Origin of the sequence: Algoriphagus sp. AGSA1, assembly GCF_021390545.1 — a bacterium.
Classification (GTDB): domain Bacteria; phylum Bacteroidota; class Bacteroidia; order Cytophagales; family Cyclobacteriaceae; genus Algoriphagus.
Genome location: NZ_JAJUWR010000046.1, coordinates 1 through 16,663 on the forward strand (window position 1 = coordinate 1; position 16,663 = coordinate 16,663).

Sequence of the window (16,663 nt, forward strand, 5' to 3'; positions counted from 1 at the left end):
TCTCCCCTGATAAAAACTGCTCTAATACTTTTTTCTTGAATGCTGATTCTTGTTCTTTCATACTGCTCTATCTTATAAACTTTAACTAAAATTCAAAGTTTTAGACAGAGTTTAGATTACAGTCTCTTAGAAACCTCAAGGGTTAAGTGCTATTTACAGCAACTCCACACTTCTCTTCACAAAAGCAGTCAAATCCTTGCCTGTTAGCAAGTCTTTAGGTTGATATTTTCTCCGTGAATTTACTCGCCGTAGTTACAAAACAAATTAGAAAACCAACCAATTTCAATCACTACTTTACTCTCTTGAATTTTTCAGCACATCCTTCGTCACAGTTCACAGGATCGGGAGTCAGTACCAATCTGTTATCATCAAAAGAAACACCATAAACAAGTTGAAATTGAACATCCGGGCAATTAAAATCAATGGTCAAGCTGTCAACTGTTTTAACATATGTTCCGTTGCAAGAAAATCTGTTTGAAAGGAGAATATTATCCTCTTCAAAAGTATAGGTATAACCATTTTCTACGGACATCCAATTACCAGCTCCTCCATCACTTCCATAGGTTTCAATCAGTTGCCATGTGCCTTGGACTGAATCAACTCCTTGTGGTGCCCCAACATCGCTACATCCAGCAAAAGGAAGTAAGAGAGCCAAAACTATAATTATATATTTCATAAGTTTGGATTTTTAGTCTATGATAATATGGTGCGTTTCCTCTTCATCACTCTTAAGCATGATTTTTAATACATACCTGCCTTTTTTCACTTTCAATATATCTACGATCGATTTTCTATTTATAAGTCCTTCTAAGATAAAGATTTGGAACTGTCTCTTAAATGAAAACCCTTGAATCTATTGCTCCAGAATCAAGGGTTAATGAATCTACTATAAAAAAACCCTCGAGGTTTTGAGAACCTCAAGGGTGTTAAACGCTTTTACAGCAACTCCACACTTCTTTTCACAAATGCGGTCAGGTCTTTACCTGTAAGCAAGCCTTGGGAAAGAAGCGCCAGATCAAATGACTGTTTAGCTATTTTGATCTTCTCTTCTTCAGTTTCAGCTTTTAGGACTTTATCTACAGCAGGGTGGTTTCCGTTGATGGCTACCTTGTAAGCATCAGGAAGCGATCCGTAGAAGCCCATTCCTCCACCACCAGTGGCAGCCATTTCTTTCATTCTGCGCATAAACTCCTCCATGGTGATGGTCACCGGAAGCTCTTCAGGGCTTAGGCCTTCCACTTCAACTGTGTAGGTTTTGTTATTGATCGCTTTCTCAAAGATTTCTTTCACTTCCTTGCTTTGATCTTCAGTAAGCAAGTTGGCGTAAGTCTCATCCTTTTGGATTAGCTTCTCAGCCACATCCGCATCTACACGCTTCAGGGAAGTTTTCTCCAGTTTGCTTTCAAGATTCTGGATAAAATGGCTGTCAATCGGTGAGTCCATCACCAAGACATCATAATCCTTCTTATTGGCGGACTGAATAAAGCCATCCTGCTTCTCCAAATCAGTTGCATACAAAATGACTGTTTGCTCATTCTTGTCTGTTTGGTTCGGCTTTACTTTAGACTGGTATTCTTCGATAGTGAAAAACTCGCCATTCGTATTTTTCAGCAAAGCAAAGTCTTTCCCTTTTTCGTAGAATTTCTCCTCGGAGATCATTCCGTATTTCACGAAAAGGCCGATATCACCCCATTTTTGCTCGTAAGCAGTTCTGTCTTTTTTATAAAGCTCAGCCAGCTTGTCCGCTACTTTCTTGGTGATGTAGGAATTGATCTTCTTCACATTACCATCCGCCTGCAAGAAGCTTCTTGACACATTCAGAGGAATATCCGGAGAATCGATCACCCCATGAAGTAACATCAAGAATTCAGGCACGATGTCTTTCACCTCGTCCGTGATAAATACCTGACGGCTGAATAATTTGATCTTGTTTCGCTGAAGTTCGAATTCGTTTTTCACTTTCGGGAAGTACAACACTCCCGTCAGGTTGAATGGATAGTCCACATTCAAATGAATCCAGAAAAGTGGATCCTCAGACATAGGGTAAAGCTCTTTGTAGAACTTCAGGTAGTCTTCGTCAGTCAGATCACTCGGGGACTTGGTCCAGATAGGTGCAGTGGTATTGATGATATTATCCACTTCCACAGACTTCCATTTCTTCTCGCCTTTGTCATCCACCCCATCTTCTACAGATTCGGATTTAGTGCCAAATTTGATCGGCACAGGAAGGAATTTTGCGTATTTGTCCAGGATTCCCTGAAGCTTCCATTTATCCAGGAATTCTTCGGAATCCTTATTGATATGAAGGATAATGTCTGTACCCCGATCTTTTCTTTTTCCTTTGGAAATCTCAAACGAAGTAGATCCGTCACAGGTCCATTTAGCGGCTTCTGCTCCTTCTTGGTAGGAAAGCGTGTTGATTTCTACCTTGTCAGCGACCATAAAAGCCGAGTAAAAACCTAGACCGAACTTACCGATGATTTCATTGGCATCTTTGGCGTCCTTGAATTTCTCCACAAATTCCTCAGCTCCGGAGAAAGCTACCTGGTTGATGTACTTTTTAATCTCCTCAGCAGTCATCCCCAAACCTCGGTCAGAGATGGTGATGGTCTTCTTTTTCTCATCAAAACTCACTTCCACCGTAGTGTCACCAAGTTCGCCGGAATACTGACCTAATGTCGCTAATCGTTTGATTTTTTGTGTCGCATCAACTGCATTTGATACAAGTTCTCTTAGAAAAATCTCGTTATCAGAATAGAGAAACTTCTTGATAATCGGGAAAATGTTCTCGGTATGGATCGAGATCGTGCCTTTTTCCTGCATGGCTATAAATTAGTTTAGTTAAACACATGGTTTGTCGGGCTCGGAATTGCAACTGTTGTTCCAAAGGAGAATTGGTGTCATTTTGGCAGATTGAATTTTAGATTTGAAATTCTCAATGCTCATAGAAATCCTAACAATTCGAAAAAAGCAATCCTGACTTACAACTTGTTGGACTTATGGCCCTTCGCCTCCGCTCAGGGTGACCACGCATCCTCTTTCGTGATTACCTGAATTTTTCAATTTTTCAATCCGCCACGGCGGACAAGTCCTTATAATTTTTACAATCCACCTATCTTTGGGCATGTGGAAAGAAATCTCAGTTCTCATTAGCAAGGAAGTCACGCTGGAATGGCGACAGAAATTCGCACTGAACGGGATTTTGCTTTATGTGGTTTCCGCAGTTTTCATCACCTACCTGAGTGTAGGGGCCAAGCAGGGAAATATTACCGCTCCCACTTGGAATGCGCTTTATTGGATTATTATTCTTTTCTCGGCTGTAAATGCTGTGGCAAAAAGTTTCGTACAGGAGCACCAAGGACGTCAACTCTATTATTACATGATTGCTTCGCCCGAGGCAATTATTCTTTCTAAAATTATCTACAATACCGGACTTACACTGATTTTGGCTCTTTTAGGATATGGGGTTTTTTCAGTGATTTTGGGAAATCCAGTCCAGGATCAAGGCTTGTTTCTGCTTAATTTGATTTTAGGGGCGATGGGATTTTCGGCAAGTCTCACCATGGTAAGCGGTATTGCCTCCAAAGCTGGCAATAACGCCACTCTGATGGCTATTCTGAGCTTTCCTGTGATTATCCCTATTTTGCTGATGGCTATCCGCATTTCCAAAAACGCCATGGACGGACTCGATTGGAGTGTAAGCATAGATAAGCTCTTGACGCTTCTGGCGATCAATGCCATCGTCGCCGTGACGGGATATATTTTGTTTCCTTATTTGTGGAGGTCGTAGTCTTCATTATTCGAAATTCATCATTCGGAATTGAAAATTAAAGATTATGAACATGACACCCAAAGCCAATTCCAATGAAAGTATAGATTGATTTCCCCTCGGTGATAAATCAGAAAACAGACCTCAATCCCAGATAAGTCGCAAAAGACTCAAAGCCCTTGTTCTTGAGTAATTGCTTAACTTTCCAAAGGATTCTCCAATTTCCCCATAAACAAAATCGCTCCGCTGTGTTTCTCTTGGATAAAAAAGATAAAAGGTCTGTCCAAAGTGAAGATTGTCGGTGTTGAATCAGGAGGTAAACTGGTATATTCTACCACTTCAACAATAGTGGCCGCGGCAGCTTCCGTTCCCTTTTCATCTACTTCTATAAGCGCTTGGTGGATTACCCTGTCGATTTTCAAAAGATCAGTTGGGTTGGAGAATAATTGGGTGAAATTATCTTGATGGAAACTAAATGGCCTGACTAACCCCATATCTTGTAAGTCGCTGGAAAGGTTGTCAATTTTATATTCAATCTTGAATTTCGGCATTTTCAAAATCAAATTCACATCCCTCGGATTACTTCTCCATTCATTCAAATTTTCCAAGGTAAAGTGAGGATATAGTTCCGAAAGATTACCGCTTTCATTGATTAAAATCCCCATAGAATACTGTTCTGAACTGTAGGGTATTTCCAAGTAAGTATAGTCGGCTGCACCATAAGCTTTGAATCCCGCCGACTCACCCAAATTCATCATATCTACCATGATTTCTTGCCCATTGCCGAGCGTGAAGTTTTCTTTGATGGTATTCTCTTTTGGAAAATTATAGGTCCAGTCCCCTTTGAAGTAAATCGCATTGACTAAATACATCACAGCATCTGCGGGAATAAAGTCCAGCATATCCTTGATGAGGCCGTTGGTCTGTTTTTCTATCCAGTGATTGATGATATTCACAGAATTTGGGTCATACACATCAATCGGGGCAATTTCAGCATTGAAATAGTTTTGGGCAGCATCCTTGAAAGGGGTTTTTACTTGATAGTCGTCTTTATACCAAATACCATTGGCTATGCTTAGTTTTACTTTTGGATCTACATCCAGCAAAAATGACGTAAGGTCTTCGACTGCCTGGTTTGCTTCTTCCAGGCTCATGCCCTCCAGTTGCAAAACTTGGATAAATTCTTCCAAAACCTCCCCATCATTGCCGTTCATCGCCATAGCCAATGCTTGGTGTACTGAATAGGGGCTGAAAAACAGGTTCTTGGAATCCCCATTGGAGACCAACTGCTGGAAAAAATTTGTTGCAAACCGCGTATTTGATTCAGAGAGTCTGTTTTCATCTAAGGACAGCTCCCTCAAATTAGCCTCTACTTTTCCCGAAGGGGGATTATCCTCACCGGACATGCAGCTAAAGCAGAAGAGAAATGATGTAAGCATACATAGGCTTGCGGCAGGCTTGGAGCTCCTGTAGGATTTGAAAAAGAATGGTTTCATAGCTAACATTTTTCATCAAGACGTTGGTTATCTGCAAAATGCTACAATTGGGCGAAGTCATAATCAAAAAATCGAGCTCAAACCAAAATGGGTCTCAAAGGGCTCAAAATCATGAACCAGTTCTCATTTTATCCATATCACCCTCCCACTTCATTTTTCCCCGAAACGCTTTGATTCGCTTCTGTTTTTTCAACCTAAGAATTAACCGCAATCCCTCTTCCACTGTAGCTTTCTTAATAGTCAAGCCAGATACTTTCATGGCTTCCTCCATTAGCTTGTCGTCAATTTCAATAGTTGTTCTCATAATGTGTGTGATTTCAGTGAATCTACACATTATAAAGAATTTGTATAAGGTTTTAAAAGCAACAAATCCAAATTTTCTATTCTGAGTAAACATTACGTTCGCCTCTGTGACCTCCGTGGTTAAAAGAACTCACAAAAAGCAGCGTTTTCAGGAACTTATGCCTTATTTTTGCACTTGAATTAGCAAAAATACCCTATGCGCCAATCCTGGTGGAAAATTCTTGCAATCGCCCTGCTGCTGTACACGCTAATCGCAGGCTTGCTGATGGAAGTGCCGAGGCTTCCCATTCTCAATGAAACTATCCGTGCTCTTCACTTTCACGTGACCATGTGGTTTGGTATGATTCTAATGTTGGTAGTGGCGGTGTACTACAGCATCAAATACCTACGAACCAATGATCTCAAAAATGATGATTTGGCCATAGAATTCACCAATGCAGCTATTCTTTTTGGGGTATTGGGCATCGTCACCGGCATGCTTTGGGCTAAATTCACTTGGGGAGATTACTGGAGTGGAGACCCTAAGCAAAACGCCGCAGCTATTGGGATTTTGATGTATTTCGCCTATTTGATCCTAAGAAACTCACTTACAGATTCCCAACAAAGAGCCAGAATCGGTGCTATTTATAACATCTTCGCCTTTGCAGCCTTTATTCCGCTTATCTTTGTATTGCCTAGATTAACAGACAGTTTGCATCCGGGAAATGGTGGTAACCCGGGCTTCAACGCTTATGATCTTGACTCCAAATTAAGGGCAGTATTCTATCCTGCGATTATTGCCTGGACATTATTTGGCAGCTGGATCGCAACTGTACGTGTCAGAATGCGTAGGGTCGAAAGGACTCTAGAAGATCGTATGATTAATTCCTAATTGATGAAATCGAGTTTGCTTGAGACAGACAGGCATGATATAAACAGCGTATTCTGGAATAATATTTAAACCATTCGACCTGCCTGCCGCAGACAGGGATTCCATCTGGCCTTAAAAACAATTAAAAACTGATGAAAAAATTACTTACCATAGCGCTGCTTCTGGCTTTTAGCCTCTCTGCACTGGCACAGGACAAAATCCCGGTAACTGAAGCTGATTACTCCAACAACTCAGTGGAAATGGCAGATACCATGCGGGCCAACGGAAAAATTTATGTTTTGGTAGGGGTGATTGTACTCATTTTCGCCGGAATCACCGTTTACCTCATAAGTACGGATCGAAAGATCAGCAAACTTGAAAAAAATCTACTTTCCTAACAATTCGCTAAAATGAAAAAAGGACACCTTATAGGATTAGGCATAATAGCAGTTGCGATAGTAATCATCATGACCTCCATCGGTGATGCAAGCAGTTATGAGAGCTTCACCACCGCCAAAGAAATGAAGCATAAGGGCGAGGACAAAGCGATCCACGTAGTGGGACAGCTGAAAAAAGACGCAAACGGTGAGGTGACCGGACTAAACGTGCGGGAAGACAAAGTTTCTTTCACCTTTATGCTTGTCGATAACGAAGGAGTGGAGCAGGAGGTGTTTTACAATGAGCCTGTACCAGCAGATTTCACCCGTTCGGAGTCTGTGGTAGTAATCGGATCGTACAAGAATGATGAAATATTCATCGCCGATAAAATCCTGATGAAATGCCCTTCAAAATATCAGGAAACTGAAGTGCAGACAGCGGGAATGTGAGTTAGGGCAGATACAATAAAAAATCCATGATCAATACCTTTATCGGTAATTTTGGCCACTTGATGACCATAGTGGCCTTTGTCAGTGCGCTGACTACCGCATACGCCTACATACAGTGCTTCCGTGCAAACGAATTAGAAAAAGCCAATTGGAGGAAATTTAGTAGGATAAGCTTCTCCATACATGCCGTATCCAGCGTCATGATCGCTTTTTCGCTTTTTGAGATCATCTACAATCACCGCTTCGAGTACTTTTACGCCTATTCCCACAGCTCCAGGGCACTACCTGTTCACTACATGATTTCCAGTTTCTGGGAAGGCCAGGAAGGTGCATTTATCCTTTGGATCTTTTGGAACGTGATTTTAGGAGCCATTCTGATCAAGACCAATAAATTCTGGGAAGCTCCGGTGATGGTTGTCTTTGCTTTGGTACAGGCATTCTTGGTCTCGATGATTCTGGGCGTGGTGATAGGCGAATTGAAAATAGGTAGTTCCCCTTTTATTCTCCTGAGAGATGCTACCCAAGCACCGATTTTCCAGATGAATCCTGACTTCGTTCCGGAAGATGGTACGGGTTTAAATCCACTCCTGCAAAATATATGGATGGTAATTCACCCTCCCACGCTCTTCTTGGGTTATGCCTCTACATTGGTTCCATTCGCTTTCCTCATGGGTGGATTGGTGACCAAAAAGTATTCTGAATGGATCCGTCCTGCTTTGCCTTGGGCTATTTTCTCCGCCATGATCCTTGGAATGGGAATTATTATGGGAGCTTACTGGGCCTACGTGACCTTAAACTTCGGTGGGTACTGGAACTGGGATCCTGTAGAAAATGCGGTGTATGTCCCATGGCTGATCCTGGTCGCATCCATCCATACCATGATCACTTATAAGAAAAGTGCCACAGCCTTAAAAACTTCTATAGTGTTGGTGATCATGACTTTCATCCTGGTTCTTTACGCTACTTTCCTTGTGAGGTCAGGCGTCCTTGGAGACGCTTCAGTTCACTCATTCACCGATCTGGGGCTTTCAGGCCAATTGTTGATCTACATGCTTTTCTTCCTTGTGATCGCCATAGTCTTATGTGTGAGAGCCTGGAAACATATCCCTACTTCGGAGAAAGAAGCCTCAGTATATTCACGGGAGTTCTGGGTATTCATTGGTGCCACTACCTTGGCTTTGATGGCTTTTCAGGTCATCTTACCGACTTCTATTCCAGCCTGGAATTCACTGGTGGAAAGCTTTGGAGGGATCTCCAATATGGCTCCCCCTGCTGATCAGGTAGATTTCTATACCAAGTTTCAGCTGTGGTTTGCAGTTGCCCTGGCGATGCTTACTGCCGTGGGGCAGTTCTTCTGGTGGCAAAAGATGGACAAGAAAGCCCTAAAAGACGCACTTTTAACACCTTATATTATTTCGGTACTATTATCTGCTGTTATCATTGTCCTGGCCAAAGTGTATGACTGGAAGTACATGATCATCGTACTTGCGGGTACTTTCACCATTACTGCCAATTCAGTGATACTCTTCAAAATCCTGAAAAAATCCACCTTCAAACTAGCCGGAGGCTCATTGGCACATATTGGTTTGGGGATGATTCTTATTGGTATCATGTTCAGTTCAGGCTATTCAGACACTATTTCTATCAATATGTCTGGCTTGACTTATAGCAATAGCTGGGAGGATGAACTGAACAAGGAACATGTGCTGCTCTGGATCAATAAGCCTACCCAAATGAAGGACTATACGGTCATCTACCGTGGCCGTCAGAAGAAGGTAAAAGGGATATCCGAATATGTTCCTGCCAAAATCCTTCAACCTACGGGCAATATCAATGAAGCTATCGCCCTAGAGGATTATAAGAACCACTTTCAAAAAGGTGACAAAGTGGATATCGTACTTGAGGAAAATGACTACTTCGAGATCGAGTATTACCAAAATAATGTAATGAAATTCTCACTCAGCCCTATGTCCCAGTTCAACGAAGGCATGGGAGGACTGATTTCTTCCCCAGCTTCCAGGATTTTCATCGACAAGGATCTCTACACCTATGTGGCCGCAATGAATGATCCTGAGGATCCGGACTGGAAAGAGGACGAGATCTATGAAGTAGCCCCGGGTGAGCAATTCCACGTGGCGGACTTTGTGACTTATTTTGATGGGGCGGATGTGCTGAAAGAATTAGACGGCTATGTGCTGCAAGAAGGAGATGTAGCGGTACGGGCTAACCTTAGAATCCTAGATTATGATGTGGAGAAACTGCTGCAGCCAACCTTCATCATCCGCAACAATCAAGTAGGGAAACTTCCCGTGATCGATAATGAATTGGGGTTGAAAATAACCCTTGAAAACATTCTTCCTGAGGAAAACAAGTTTGTCTTCAAAGTCAATCAGTATCAAAAAGACTATGTAGTAATGAAGGCAATCGTGAAGCCTTATATCAATGTACTTTGGATAGGCACCATAATTATGCTTATAGGGTTCACAATAGCTATTTTCAGGAGATTTGATGAATTCAAAAAAATGAGGGACAAAGGATTGGAAGTGTGAAGTATAAAATCTGAAATCTAAAGTTTATAGCAAAGCCCGATGGTTAACTCATCGGGCTTCGTTGTTTTTAAACAGGGTCTGAGGGTTCTGATTTTTTTAACATACCCAAAATCTCGTCCACGTACTCCCTGGAATTACATAGTCTAGGTACTTTATGCTGTCCTCCTAGCTTCCCCCGCATACGCATCCAGTTTTCAAACAAACCCTGCGGAGCATGGTGGATTATGGGCTCTATCAAAGCCAATCCTTTATGCCTTTTCGCATCATAATCAGAATTAATCTCCCGCAAATGCATATCCAACAGCCGTTCAAACTCTTTGAAATCATCTGGATCCCTTTGAAACTCTATGATCCACTCGTGGGCTCCTTTGGCTCCGGTCCCATCAAAGTAAACAGGAGCCGCGGTGAAGTTGGCAATGCGGGCACCTGTCTGATCGGCGGCAAGCTGTATGGCCTTTTCAGCATTTTCGACAATCAATTCTTCTCCGAATGCATTAATAAATTGCTTAGTACGGCCTGATATTCTAAAGCGATACGGAGAAGTAGAAGTGAACTTTACTGTATCCCCGATCTTGTACCTCCAGAGCCCACCATTTGTCGTAATAACCAATGCGTAGTTTTTCCCCACCTCCACTTCAGACAAGGGAATTACAGCGGGTTCTTCAGATTCCCACTCTTCCATGGAGATGAACTCATAGAAAATCCCGTAATCCAAAAGCAGCAATAATTCATCTGAATCTTTCTGATCCTGAATCCCAAAGAATCCTTCAGAGGCATTATACGTCTCCATATACCTCATTTTTTCAGAAGGGATTAGTTCTTTGAATAGGCTCTTGTAAGGACCGAATGCAACGGCCCCATGAAAAAATATTTCCAGATTAGGCCATACTTCTAGAATATGCTTGGCTTTCTTTAGTTCCAATACTTTTTGCAGAAGTACAATCGTCCAGGTAGGTACCCCGGCCATGCATGTCACATCTTCATCCATGGTTTCCAGAGCCATTTTTTCAATTTTAGCCTCCCATTCTCCCATCAAAGCTGTTTCCTTGGAAGGAGTCCTTACGAAATAAGCCCAAAAAGGAAGATTCTCCATAATCACCGCAGAGATATCTCCCGCTCTGGCAGTTCCCAGGGGATTGAGCGGATTGTTTTCCAATGTCCCGCCTATGGTGAGGGTCTTGCCGGCAAATAGCCTGGAATCTGGATAATTGGCCATATATAATGCCACCATGTCCTTGCCTCCTTTGTAATGACACTCCTCCAGGCTCTCATCAGTGACCGGGATGTATTTACTTCTGCCTGCGGTGGTTCCGGATGATTTGGCAAACCATTCTATCTCCCGGTTCCAGATTACATTATCACTCCCTTCCATCGCCTTATCGATGAATGGCTTGAACTTGTCGTAATTTCTTATGGGAACCCTCCTTACAAAATCAGCATAGGATTTAATCTCCGCAAAGCCGTGCTCTTTACCGAATTCGGTGTTTTTCCCAGCTTCAATCAGTGCTCTAAAAATATTCTCCTGGACAGAAATCGGGTTTTTCTTAAAATTTTCAATTTGCCCCAAACGGCTCTTGAAGATCCAGGTCATAAAGGAATTTAGAACCGCCATCAGTTAAAAACTTTTCTTTTCAACTCAAAATTAGAACCCAAATATACTTTTCTTACTTGTTCATCAGCTGCCAATTCTTCAGCTGTTCCTGCTTTCAGTAGCTTGCCTTCAAACATAAGGTATGCTCTGTCTGTAATAGAAAGCGTTTCATTCACATTGTGGTCAGTGATCAGGATACCGATATTTTTGGTTTTAAGCTTCGCCACGATGGTCTGGATTTCCTCCACTGCGATAGGATCCACTCCCGCAAAAGGCTCATCCAATAAGACGAATTTAGGATCTACAGCCAAAGCCCGTGCGATCTCAGTACGTCTTCTTTCTCCACCGGATAAGACCATCCCCAGATTTTTGCGTACGTGGGTCAGACTGAATTCCTCCAGTAAGCTCTCTACTTTCTCCTTGCGTTGCTGCTTAGGCATCTTAGTCATCTCCAGCACAGCCATGATATTCTCCTCTACCGAAAGCTTCCTGAAAACAGACGCCTCCTGGGCCAGGTAACCTATCCCCAGCTTTGCCCGGCGGTACATCGGTAGGCTGGTAATATCGTCGCTTTCCAAAAAAATCTTGCCCTCATTGGGTTGGATCAAACCTACTATCATGTAAAAAGAGGTGGTTTTCCCCGCTCCATTTGGTCCCAAAAGCCCTACAATCTCACCCTGACTTAGCTCTACAGAGATGTCATTTACTACCCTGCGACCCTTATAGATCTTTACTAAATGTTCTGCTCGAAGAATCATATCAGTCAAATTTTATGTCTTTCACGTAGAGTTGTAAACTACTCTTGTCACGAAAGACATTTTCTCTCATTTCTGCTACTATATCAAATCTCATTTTGCCCCGAAGCATATTCACGGTAGTCAAGTCGGGATCTTTGGTGCGGTCCGCCATACCAAAACCCAGGCAAACCGGAGTAGTCACCTGACCGTCCTGTACGATCTTAAATCTCAGGTGCTTATCCTTCAATACCGCTACATCTTCTGCATATACATTTGAAATCCGGAAGATCGGCTCTGTGTTTCCGGGACCAAACGGCGCCATTTGTCTCAATATATTATAAAACTTGTAATTTATCTGATCCAACAGCAATTCATCATCAACTTCTATCACCGGTTTGCGATGGACTTCCTCTATTCTGCTCTTCACCACTGCCTCAAACTTCTCCTGGAAAGCAATCACATTCTCCACAGGAAGCGTCAGTCCAGCCGCATACATATGCCCTCCGAATTGATCCAATAGATCAGCACACTCTTCTATGGCCTCATATATATTGAAATCCACTACCGATCGCGCACTGCCCGTGGCTTTTCCATTTGACTCTGTCAAAATAATAGTGGGACGGTAGTATTTCTCAATACATCGACTGGCTACAATTCCGATTACGCCCTTGTGCCAGTCTTCCTTGAAAAGAACGGTGGAATTCCATACGGTCAACTCCTCCCTCAGAGCGATCATCTCAAAAGCTTCCTTGGTGATATTTTCATCAAAATTCCTACGGGTGGCATTTACCTCATCGACCACTTTGGCCCGCTCCATGGCCGCTTCCAAATCAGTGGAAATCAACAACTCCACAGATGCTTTCGCATGTTCCAGTCTTCCAGAAGCGTTTATCCTTGGGCCTATTTTGAAAACCACATCCGAAATCCCGATATCTTTCTCCAAATTACTGCTGAGCATCAAAGCCTTCAACCCTGGCCTAGGGGTGTTATTCAGACGATCAAGTCCATAATAGGCAAGAATCCTGTTTTCCCCGGTGATGGGCACAATATCCGCCGCAATACTCACTGCCACCAAATCCAGATAGGAATCCAAAAAGGCGGGATCCATCCCCCGCTTCCTTGCAATAGCCTGAATCAGTTTGAACCCTACCCCAGCTCCACTAAGCTCCTTGTAGGGATAGTTGCAATCGCTTCTTTTGGCGTCCAGCACTGCCACAGCAGCCGGAAGCCTGTCCCCCGGGGTGTGATGATCGCAAATAATAAAATCCACCCCAAGTTCTGATGCCAAAGCCACTTTCTCTATTGCCTTGATCCCGCAATCCAATGCGATAATCAGTTTGATATCATTCTCCGCGGCAATTCGAACTCCTTTTTCAGATATCCCATATCCTTCTTTGTAGCGGTCTGGGATATAAAAGACCACATCCGGATAGAACGTTTTTAAAAATCCGTACATCAGTGCTACCGCAGTAGTGCCATCCACATCATAGTCGCCATAGACCATGATTTTCTCCCCTCCCGCTACTGCGGTCTGGATCCTATCTACGGCCTCAGTCATATCCTTCATGAGAAAAGGGTCGTGAAGCTGGACCAAAGAAGGACGGAAGTAGCTCTTGGCTTCCTCGAAGCTCTTTACCCCGCGATTAATCAACATATTAGCCAATGTCGGGTTGACATTTATCTCTTTACTCAGCTGGTCGATGGCCGTTTGCGAGGTTTTGGGCTTTTGTTTCCAGAGGTACTCCATTAAGCTAATTTAGTAAACTAAGTTTCTTGTGATTTAAACATTAAAAGTATTGGTACTATAATCGGCTATTTCAGCCCAAAAGTTTACTTGAAAGTAAAAAAGCTAGCCTGTTATCTTCTTATATTTTCCCCAAAAATATACCGGAAAAATAAGTGCTTTGAGCTTCCAATCATTTCTCTCCGCCAAAGTCAAGCTAGCATCCTCATGAACAGCACGATACATTTTACCGGCAAAAAGACAGTGGCCTATGAGCAAGACAAAAACGACAGCATAAATAATCAATTCAGTCATTAGAGTTGTAAAGTGGTAAAGTTGTAAAGTTATTTCCCTAGTTAATCTGTGACATTAAGGGTTTCTTCCGCAAAACCAATGCGGCCCAATTATCCTTGCTTTGTTGAGAAATCAGCTCAAGTCCAAGTGGCTTGGCACAATCATGCAGATCTTCAATATCTTCAGTATAAAAGCCGCTGAGCAACAGGAATCCTTCTTTTTCCAGTAAATCCGCATAAATATTCATCTCATCGAGCAATACATTTTTATTGATATTGGCCAGAATGATATCAAACTCTCCCTTGGGATTTACTTCACGGATAGTACCCAACTTCATTCGGGTGGTCAGACCATTGAGATCGAAATTCTCATTGCCATTATCCACACACCAATCATCTATATCGAATGCCTCCACCTCACTTGCCCCAAGCTGATGCGCCATTACCGCTAGAATCCCTGTGCCAGAACCTACATCAAGAACCCTTTTGCCTTGATGATCAATCTGTCCCTGATGGCGGAGCATCTGGAAAGTAGTCGCATGATGTCCAGTGCCGAAGGACATCTTGGGGTTGATCACTATTTCATGTTTAAATTCAGGCTGGCTGGGGTGAAATGAAGCCCGTACATATACCAAATCGTCCACAGCAATGGGATCATAATTCTTTTCCCACTCCTCATTCCAGTTCACTTTGGGCATGAGACCCTCTTCGAGGCTGATTTGCGCATCCTCATGGTACTGGGCTATCACCTCGTCGAAAGCGACTCGATCGAAATCAGGCTCCAGCATATAAGCATCGATTCCCTCCTCAGTTTCGAGGAAGGAATCAAAGCCTATCATGGATAGTTCAGCGATAAGGATTTCCCGGAATTGCTCCAGGCATTTGATTTTAAACTCCAGGTAATCCATTTCTTATTAGAATGACTTGATAATATCTACGAAATCACGGGACTTAAGGGACGCTCCACCGATCAAACCTCCATCCACGTCCGGTTTGGCAAAAAGCTCCCTCGCATTTTTAGGATTGCAGCTGCCCCCATAGAGAATAGATGTATTGTCAGCGATGTCTTTGCCATATTTGGATGCTATATGTCTTCTCAGGGCTGCGTGCATATCCTGAGCTTCCTCAGAGCTGGCAGTTTTGCCTGTGCCTATCGCCCAGATTGGCTCATAAGCTATCACGATTTTAGAGAAATCTTCTGGATTCAGGTCAAAAAGGCTCTCGGTAAGTTGGAATTTAACATTTGCTTCATGAGTACCTGCAGTTCTGATCTCAAGTGATTCCCCGCAGCAGAAAATAGGAGTCAATCCATTTTCAAGGGCGATTTTCACCTTTTGGGCAAGCGTATCGTTTCCTTCTTTGAAATATTCCCGTCGCTCACTATGCCCGATGATCACATATTGTACACCGAATGACGCAAGGATCTTTGCGGATACTTCGCCGGTAAAAGCCCCTGCATCCTTGTCAGAACAGTTTTGGGCACCGATAAACACATTTTTGGCTTCTCTGATTAGTTTTTTAACAGGGAAGATATGTGGGAATGGAGGATTAAGAACTGCTATAGCATCGCCGCTATGCTCATCCTTGATCATATTCAATATCTCGGAAGTAAGTGATTGACCTTCTTCGAAAGTCATGTTCATTTTCCAGTTGCCGGCTACTATTTTCTTGCGCATAGTGTGTTTTGAAAATTTAATTAGGTTTGATAAAAAAGGGATTCACGATAATTTGGTCTAAAATTACGGAAAATGTCCAGTTGGGGAAAATATAAGACAAATGAGTCAGGAAAAAACTCCTGGTCACAGGAAGAAGCTTTCGAGAAGCTGACCACTTACTGTGCCTATCAAGAACGCTGTCCCTGGGAAATCCGCCGCAAGCTCTATGAAAAAGGCATTAAAGACGAGTCTGCGGAAAAATTGATTGCGGAGCTGATTTCAGAAGAATTTGTGAACGAAGATCGTTATGCCAGGTCATTTGCCAGGGGCAAATTCAGGCTGAAAAAATGGGGTAAGAACAGAATCCGGCTGGAACTCAAAATGAGGGAAATTCCCGAAAATCTCATCCGCAAGGGACTATCCGAAATCGATCCTGAAGAATATTACGATACGCTCTTAACGCAGACAGAGAAGAAGTGGGAAAGCACTCATGAAGGTGATTCCTACAAAAAGAAGTTCAAAGTCACCCAATACCTTTTAAGCAAAGGCTTTGAGATGGATCTGGTGAAGGAAGCCGTGGAGAGTTTGATTAGTGATCAGTCGCAGTAGCCAGTCGCAGATTGAGCTAACTAGATGCCTGGTTCTTCAGACCTGTCCGACGACAGGCGGGCTTGGATCTACACAAAATGAAGTCTTCAGACCAGCTACGTGCCTTGGTTCAAGTCTATTGACTTGGACCCAATATATTGCAGTCTTCAGACTGCCTAATTTTCTTAATAATTTGGCAAAAGACAACTCACTTTAGGAGCATCTTAAGATCAGATCATTCACACTTTTCTAAAATGGGTAAGGTTCTACTTAGGTAAATGC

Annotated in this window: 16 protein-coding genes; 6 read left to right on the forward strand and 10 right to left on the reverse strand. The window is 42.8% G+C overall.

Translation table 11 applies throughout. The annotated features are described in order from the left end of the window. Positions 1 to 289 precede the first annotated feature (289 nt). Positions 290 to 676, reverse strand: a complete 387-nt coding sequence (locus tag LZF95_RS23920; protein ID WP_233757897.1) for a hypothetical protein — start codon at positions 674 to 676, stop codon at positions 290 to 292. Between the two features lie 260 nt (positions 677 to 936). Further along, positions 937 to 2,823 (reverse strand): molecular chaperone HtpG, encoded by a 1,887-nt coding sequence (htpG, locus tag LZF95_RS23925; RefSeq protein WP_233757898.1) that lies wholly within the window; start codon positions 2,821 to 2,823, stop codon positions 937 to 939. 301 nt (positions 2,824 to 3,124) lie between these two features. On the opposite strand from htpG, the gene LZF95_RS23930 reads away from it, so the two are divergent. Next, entirely contained in the window at positions 3,125 to 3,790 is a 666-nt protein-coding gene (locus LZF95_RS23930) for a heme exporter protein CcmB (RefSeq protein WP_233757899.1), read from the forward strand. A gap of 176 nt (positions 3,791 to 3,966) precedes the next feature. Here the strand turns inward: LZF95_RS23930 and LZF95_RS23935 are convergent, their stop codons facing one another. Continuing rightward, entirely contained in the window at positions 3,967 to 5,265 is a 1,299-nt protein-coding gene (locus LZF95_RS23935; protein ID WP_233757900.1) for a serpin family protein, read from the reverse strand. A 109-nt stretch (positions 5,266 to 5,374) separates the two neighbouring features. Next, the gene (locus LZF95_RS23940; RefSeq protein WP_233757901.1) at positions 5,375 to 5,569 is read right to left on the reverse strand and encodes a type II toxin-antitoxin system VapB family antitoxin; all 195 of its coding nucleotides are present in this window, start codon (positions 5,567 to 5,569) and stop codon (positions 5,375 to 5,377) included. 195 nt (positions 5,570 to 5,764) lie between these two features. Between LZF95_RS23940 and ccsA (LZF95_RS23945) the strand changes: the two genes are divergently transcribed. The 4 genes from ccsA (LZF95_RS23945) to ccsA (LZF95_RS23960) all read left to right on the forward strand — a co-directional run bounded on the left by ccsA (LZF95_RS23945) (position 5,765) and on the right by ccsA (LZF95_RS23960) (position 9,794). Beyond that, positions 5,765 to 6,439 (forward strand): cytochrome c biogenesis protein CcsA, encoded by a 675-nt coding sequence (gene ccsA / locus LZF95_RS23945; protein WP_233757902.1) that lies wholly within the window; start codon positions 5,765 to 5,767, stop codon positions 6,437 to 6,439. A 131-nt stretch (positions 6,440 to 6,570) separates the two neighbouring features. After that, positions 6,571 to 6,816, forward strand: coding sequence for a CcmD family protein (locus tag LZF95_RS23950; RefSeq protein ID WP_233757903.1), 246 nt, complete (start codon positions 6,571 to 6,573; stop codon positions 6,814 to 6,816). 12 nt (positions 6,817 to 6,828) lie between these two features. Beyond that, positions 6,829 to 7,245 carry a cytochrome c maturation protein CcmE gene (locus LZF95_RS23955; RefSeq protein WP_233757904.1) on the forward strand — a complete coding sequence of 139 codons (417 nt, stop codon included), beginning with the start codon at positions 6,829 to 6,831 and terminating at the stop codon, positions 7,243 to 7,245. A 26-nt stretch (positions 7,246 to 7,271) separates the two neighbouring features. After that, complete coding sequence (gene ccsA / locus LZF95_RS23960) at positions 7,272 to 9,794, forward strand: cytochrome c biogenesis protein CcsA (RefSeq protein ID WP_233757905.1); 2,523 nt, start codon at positions 7,272 to 7,274, stop codon at positions 9,792 to 9,794. A 67-nt stretch (positions 9,795 to 9,861) separates the two neighbouring features. Here ccsA (LZF95_RS23960) and LZF95_RS23965 read toward each other — a convergent pair whose 3' ends face one another. The 6 genes from LZF95_RS23965 to tpiA all read right to left on the reverse strand — a co-directional run bounded on the left by LZF95_RS23965 (position 9,862) and on the right by tpiA (position 15,814). Beyond that, positions 9,862 to 11,406, reverse strand: coding sequence for a GH3 auxin-responsive promoter family protein (locus tag LZF95_RS23965; RefSeq protein ID WP_233757906.1), 1,545 nt, complete (start codon positions 11,404 to 11,406; stop codon positions 9,862 to 9,864). Beyond that, complete coding sequence (gene lptB, locus LZF95_RS23970) at positions 11,406 to 12,143, reverse strand: LPS export ABC transporter ATP-binding protein (protein WP_233757907.1); 738 nt, start codon at positions 12,141 to 12,143, stop codon at positions 11,406 to 11,408. Before lptB ends, LZF95_RS23965 begins: the two co-directional genes overlap by 1 nt. A gap of 1 nt (position 12,144) precedes the next feature. Beyond that, complete coding sequence (gene recJ / locus LZF95_RS23975; protein ID WP_233757908.1) at positions 12,145 to 13,869, reverse strand: single-stranded-DNA-specific exonuclease RecJ; 1,725 nt, start codon at positions 13,867 to 13,869, stop codon at positions 12,145 to 12,147. 102 nt (positions 13,870 to 13,971) lie between these two features. Beyond that, positions 13,972 to 14,160, reverse strand: coding sequence for a hypothetical protein (locus LZF95_RS23980; protein WP_233757909.1), 189 nt, complete (start codon positions 14,158 to 14,160; stop codon positions 13,972 to 13,974). A gap of 37 nt (positions 14,161 to 14,197) precedes the next feature. Next, on the reverse strand, positions 14,198 to 15,046 hold the full coding sequence (gene prmA / locus LZF95_RS23985; RefSeq protein WP_233757910.1) for a 50S ribosomal protein L11 methyltransferase: 849 nt from the start codon (positions 15,044 to 15,046) through the stop codon (positions 14,198 to 14,200). A gap of 6 nt (positions 15,047 to 15,052) precedes the next feature. Further along, positions 15,053 to 15,814, reverse strand: coding sequence for a triose-phosphate isomerase (gene tpiA, locus LZF95_RS23990; protein ID WP_233757911.1), 762 nt, complete (start codon positions 15,812 to 15,814; stop codon positions 15,053 to 15,055). Positions 15,815 to 15,886: 72 nt separating this feature from the next. Between tpiA and LZF95_RS23995 the strand changes: the two genes are divergently transcribed. Next, entirely contained in the window at positions 15,887 to 16,402 is a 516-nt protein-coding gene (locus tag LZF95_RS23995) for a regulatory protein RecX (RefSeq protein ID WP_233757912.1), read from the forward strand. Positions 16,403 to 16,663: the final 261 nt, after the last annotated feature.

Bases quoted from the DNA above. Each gene is read 5' to 3' on its own strand.
- ccsA (WP_233757905.1), top strand. From the start codon at position 7,272: ATGATCAATACCTTTATCGGTAATTTTGGCCACTTGATGACCATAGTG.
- LZF95_RS23955 (WP_233757904.1), top strand. From the start codon at position 6,829: ATGAAAAAAGGACACCTTATAGGATTAGGCATAATAGCAGTTGCGATA.
- LZF95_RS23930 (WP_233757899.1), top strand. From the start codon at position 3,125: ATGTGGAAAGAAATCTCAGTTCTCATTAGCAAGGAAGTCACGCTGGAA.
- prmA (WP_233757910.1), bottom strand. From the start codon at position 15,046: ATGGATTACCTGGAGTTTAAAATCAAATGCCTGGAGCAATTCCGGGAA.
- tpiA (WP_233757911.1), bottom strand. From the start codon at position 15,814: ATGCGCAAGAAAATAGTAGCCGGCAACTGGAAAATGAACATGACTTTC.
- ccsA (WP_233757902.1), top strand. From the start codon at position 5,765: ATGCGCCAATCCTGGTGGAAAATTCTTGCAATCGCCCTGCTGCTGTAC.
- LZF95_RS23940 (WP_233757901.1), bottom strand. From the start codon at position 5,569: ATGAGAACAACTATTGAAATTGACGACAAGCTAATGGAGGAAGCCATG.
- lptB (WP_233757907.1), bottom strand. From the start codon at position 12,143: ATGATTCTTCGAGCAGAACATTTAGTAAAGATCTATAAGGGTCGCAGG.
- htpG (WP_233757898.1), bottom strand. From the start codon at position 2,823: ATGCAGGAAAAAGGCACGATCTCGATCCATACCGAGAACATTTTCCCG.
- LZF95_RS23950 (WP_233757903.1), top strand. From the start codon at position 6,571: ATGAAAAAATTACTTACCATAGCGCTGCTTCTGGCTTTTAGCCTCTCT.
- LZF95_RS23965 (WP_233757906.1), bottom strand. From the start codon at position 11,406: ATGGCGGTTCTAAATTCCTTTATGACCTGGATCTTCAAGAGCCGTTTG.
- LZF95_RS23920 (WP_233757897.1), bottom strand. From the start codon at position 676: ATGAAATATATAATTATAGTTTTGGCTCTCTTACTTCCTTTTGCTGGA.
- recJ (WP_233757908.1), bottom strand. From the start codon at position 13,869: ATGGAGTACCTCTGGAAACAAAAGCCCAAAACCTCGCAAACGGCCATC.
- LZF95_RS23995 (WP_233757912.1), top strand. From the start codon at position 15,887: ATGTCCAGTTGGGGAAAATATAAGACAAATGAGTCAGGAAAAAACTCC.
- LZF95_RS23935 (WP_233757900.1), bottom strand. From the start codon at position 5,265: ATGAAACCATTCTTTTTCAAATCCTACAGGAGCTCCAAGCCTGCCGCA.
- LZF95_RS23980 (WP_233757909.1), bottom strand. From the start codon at position 14,160: ATGACTGAATTGATTATTTATGCTGTCGTTTTTGTCTTGCTCATAGGC.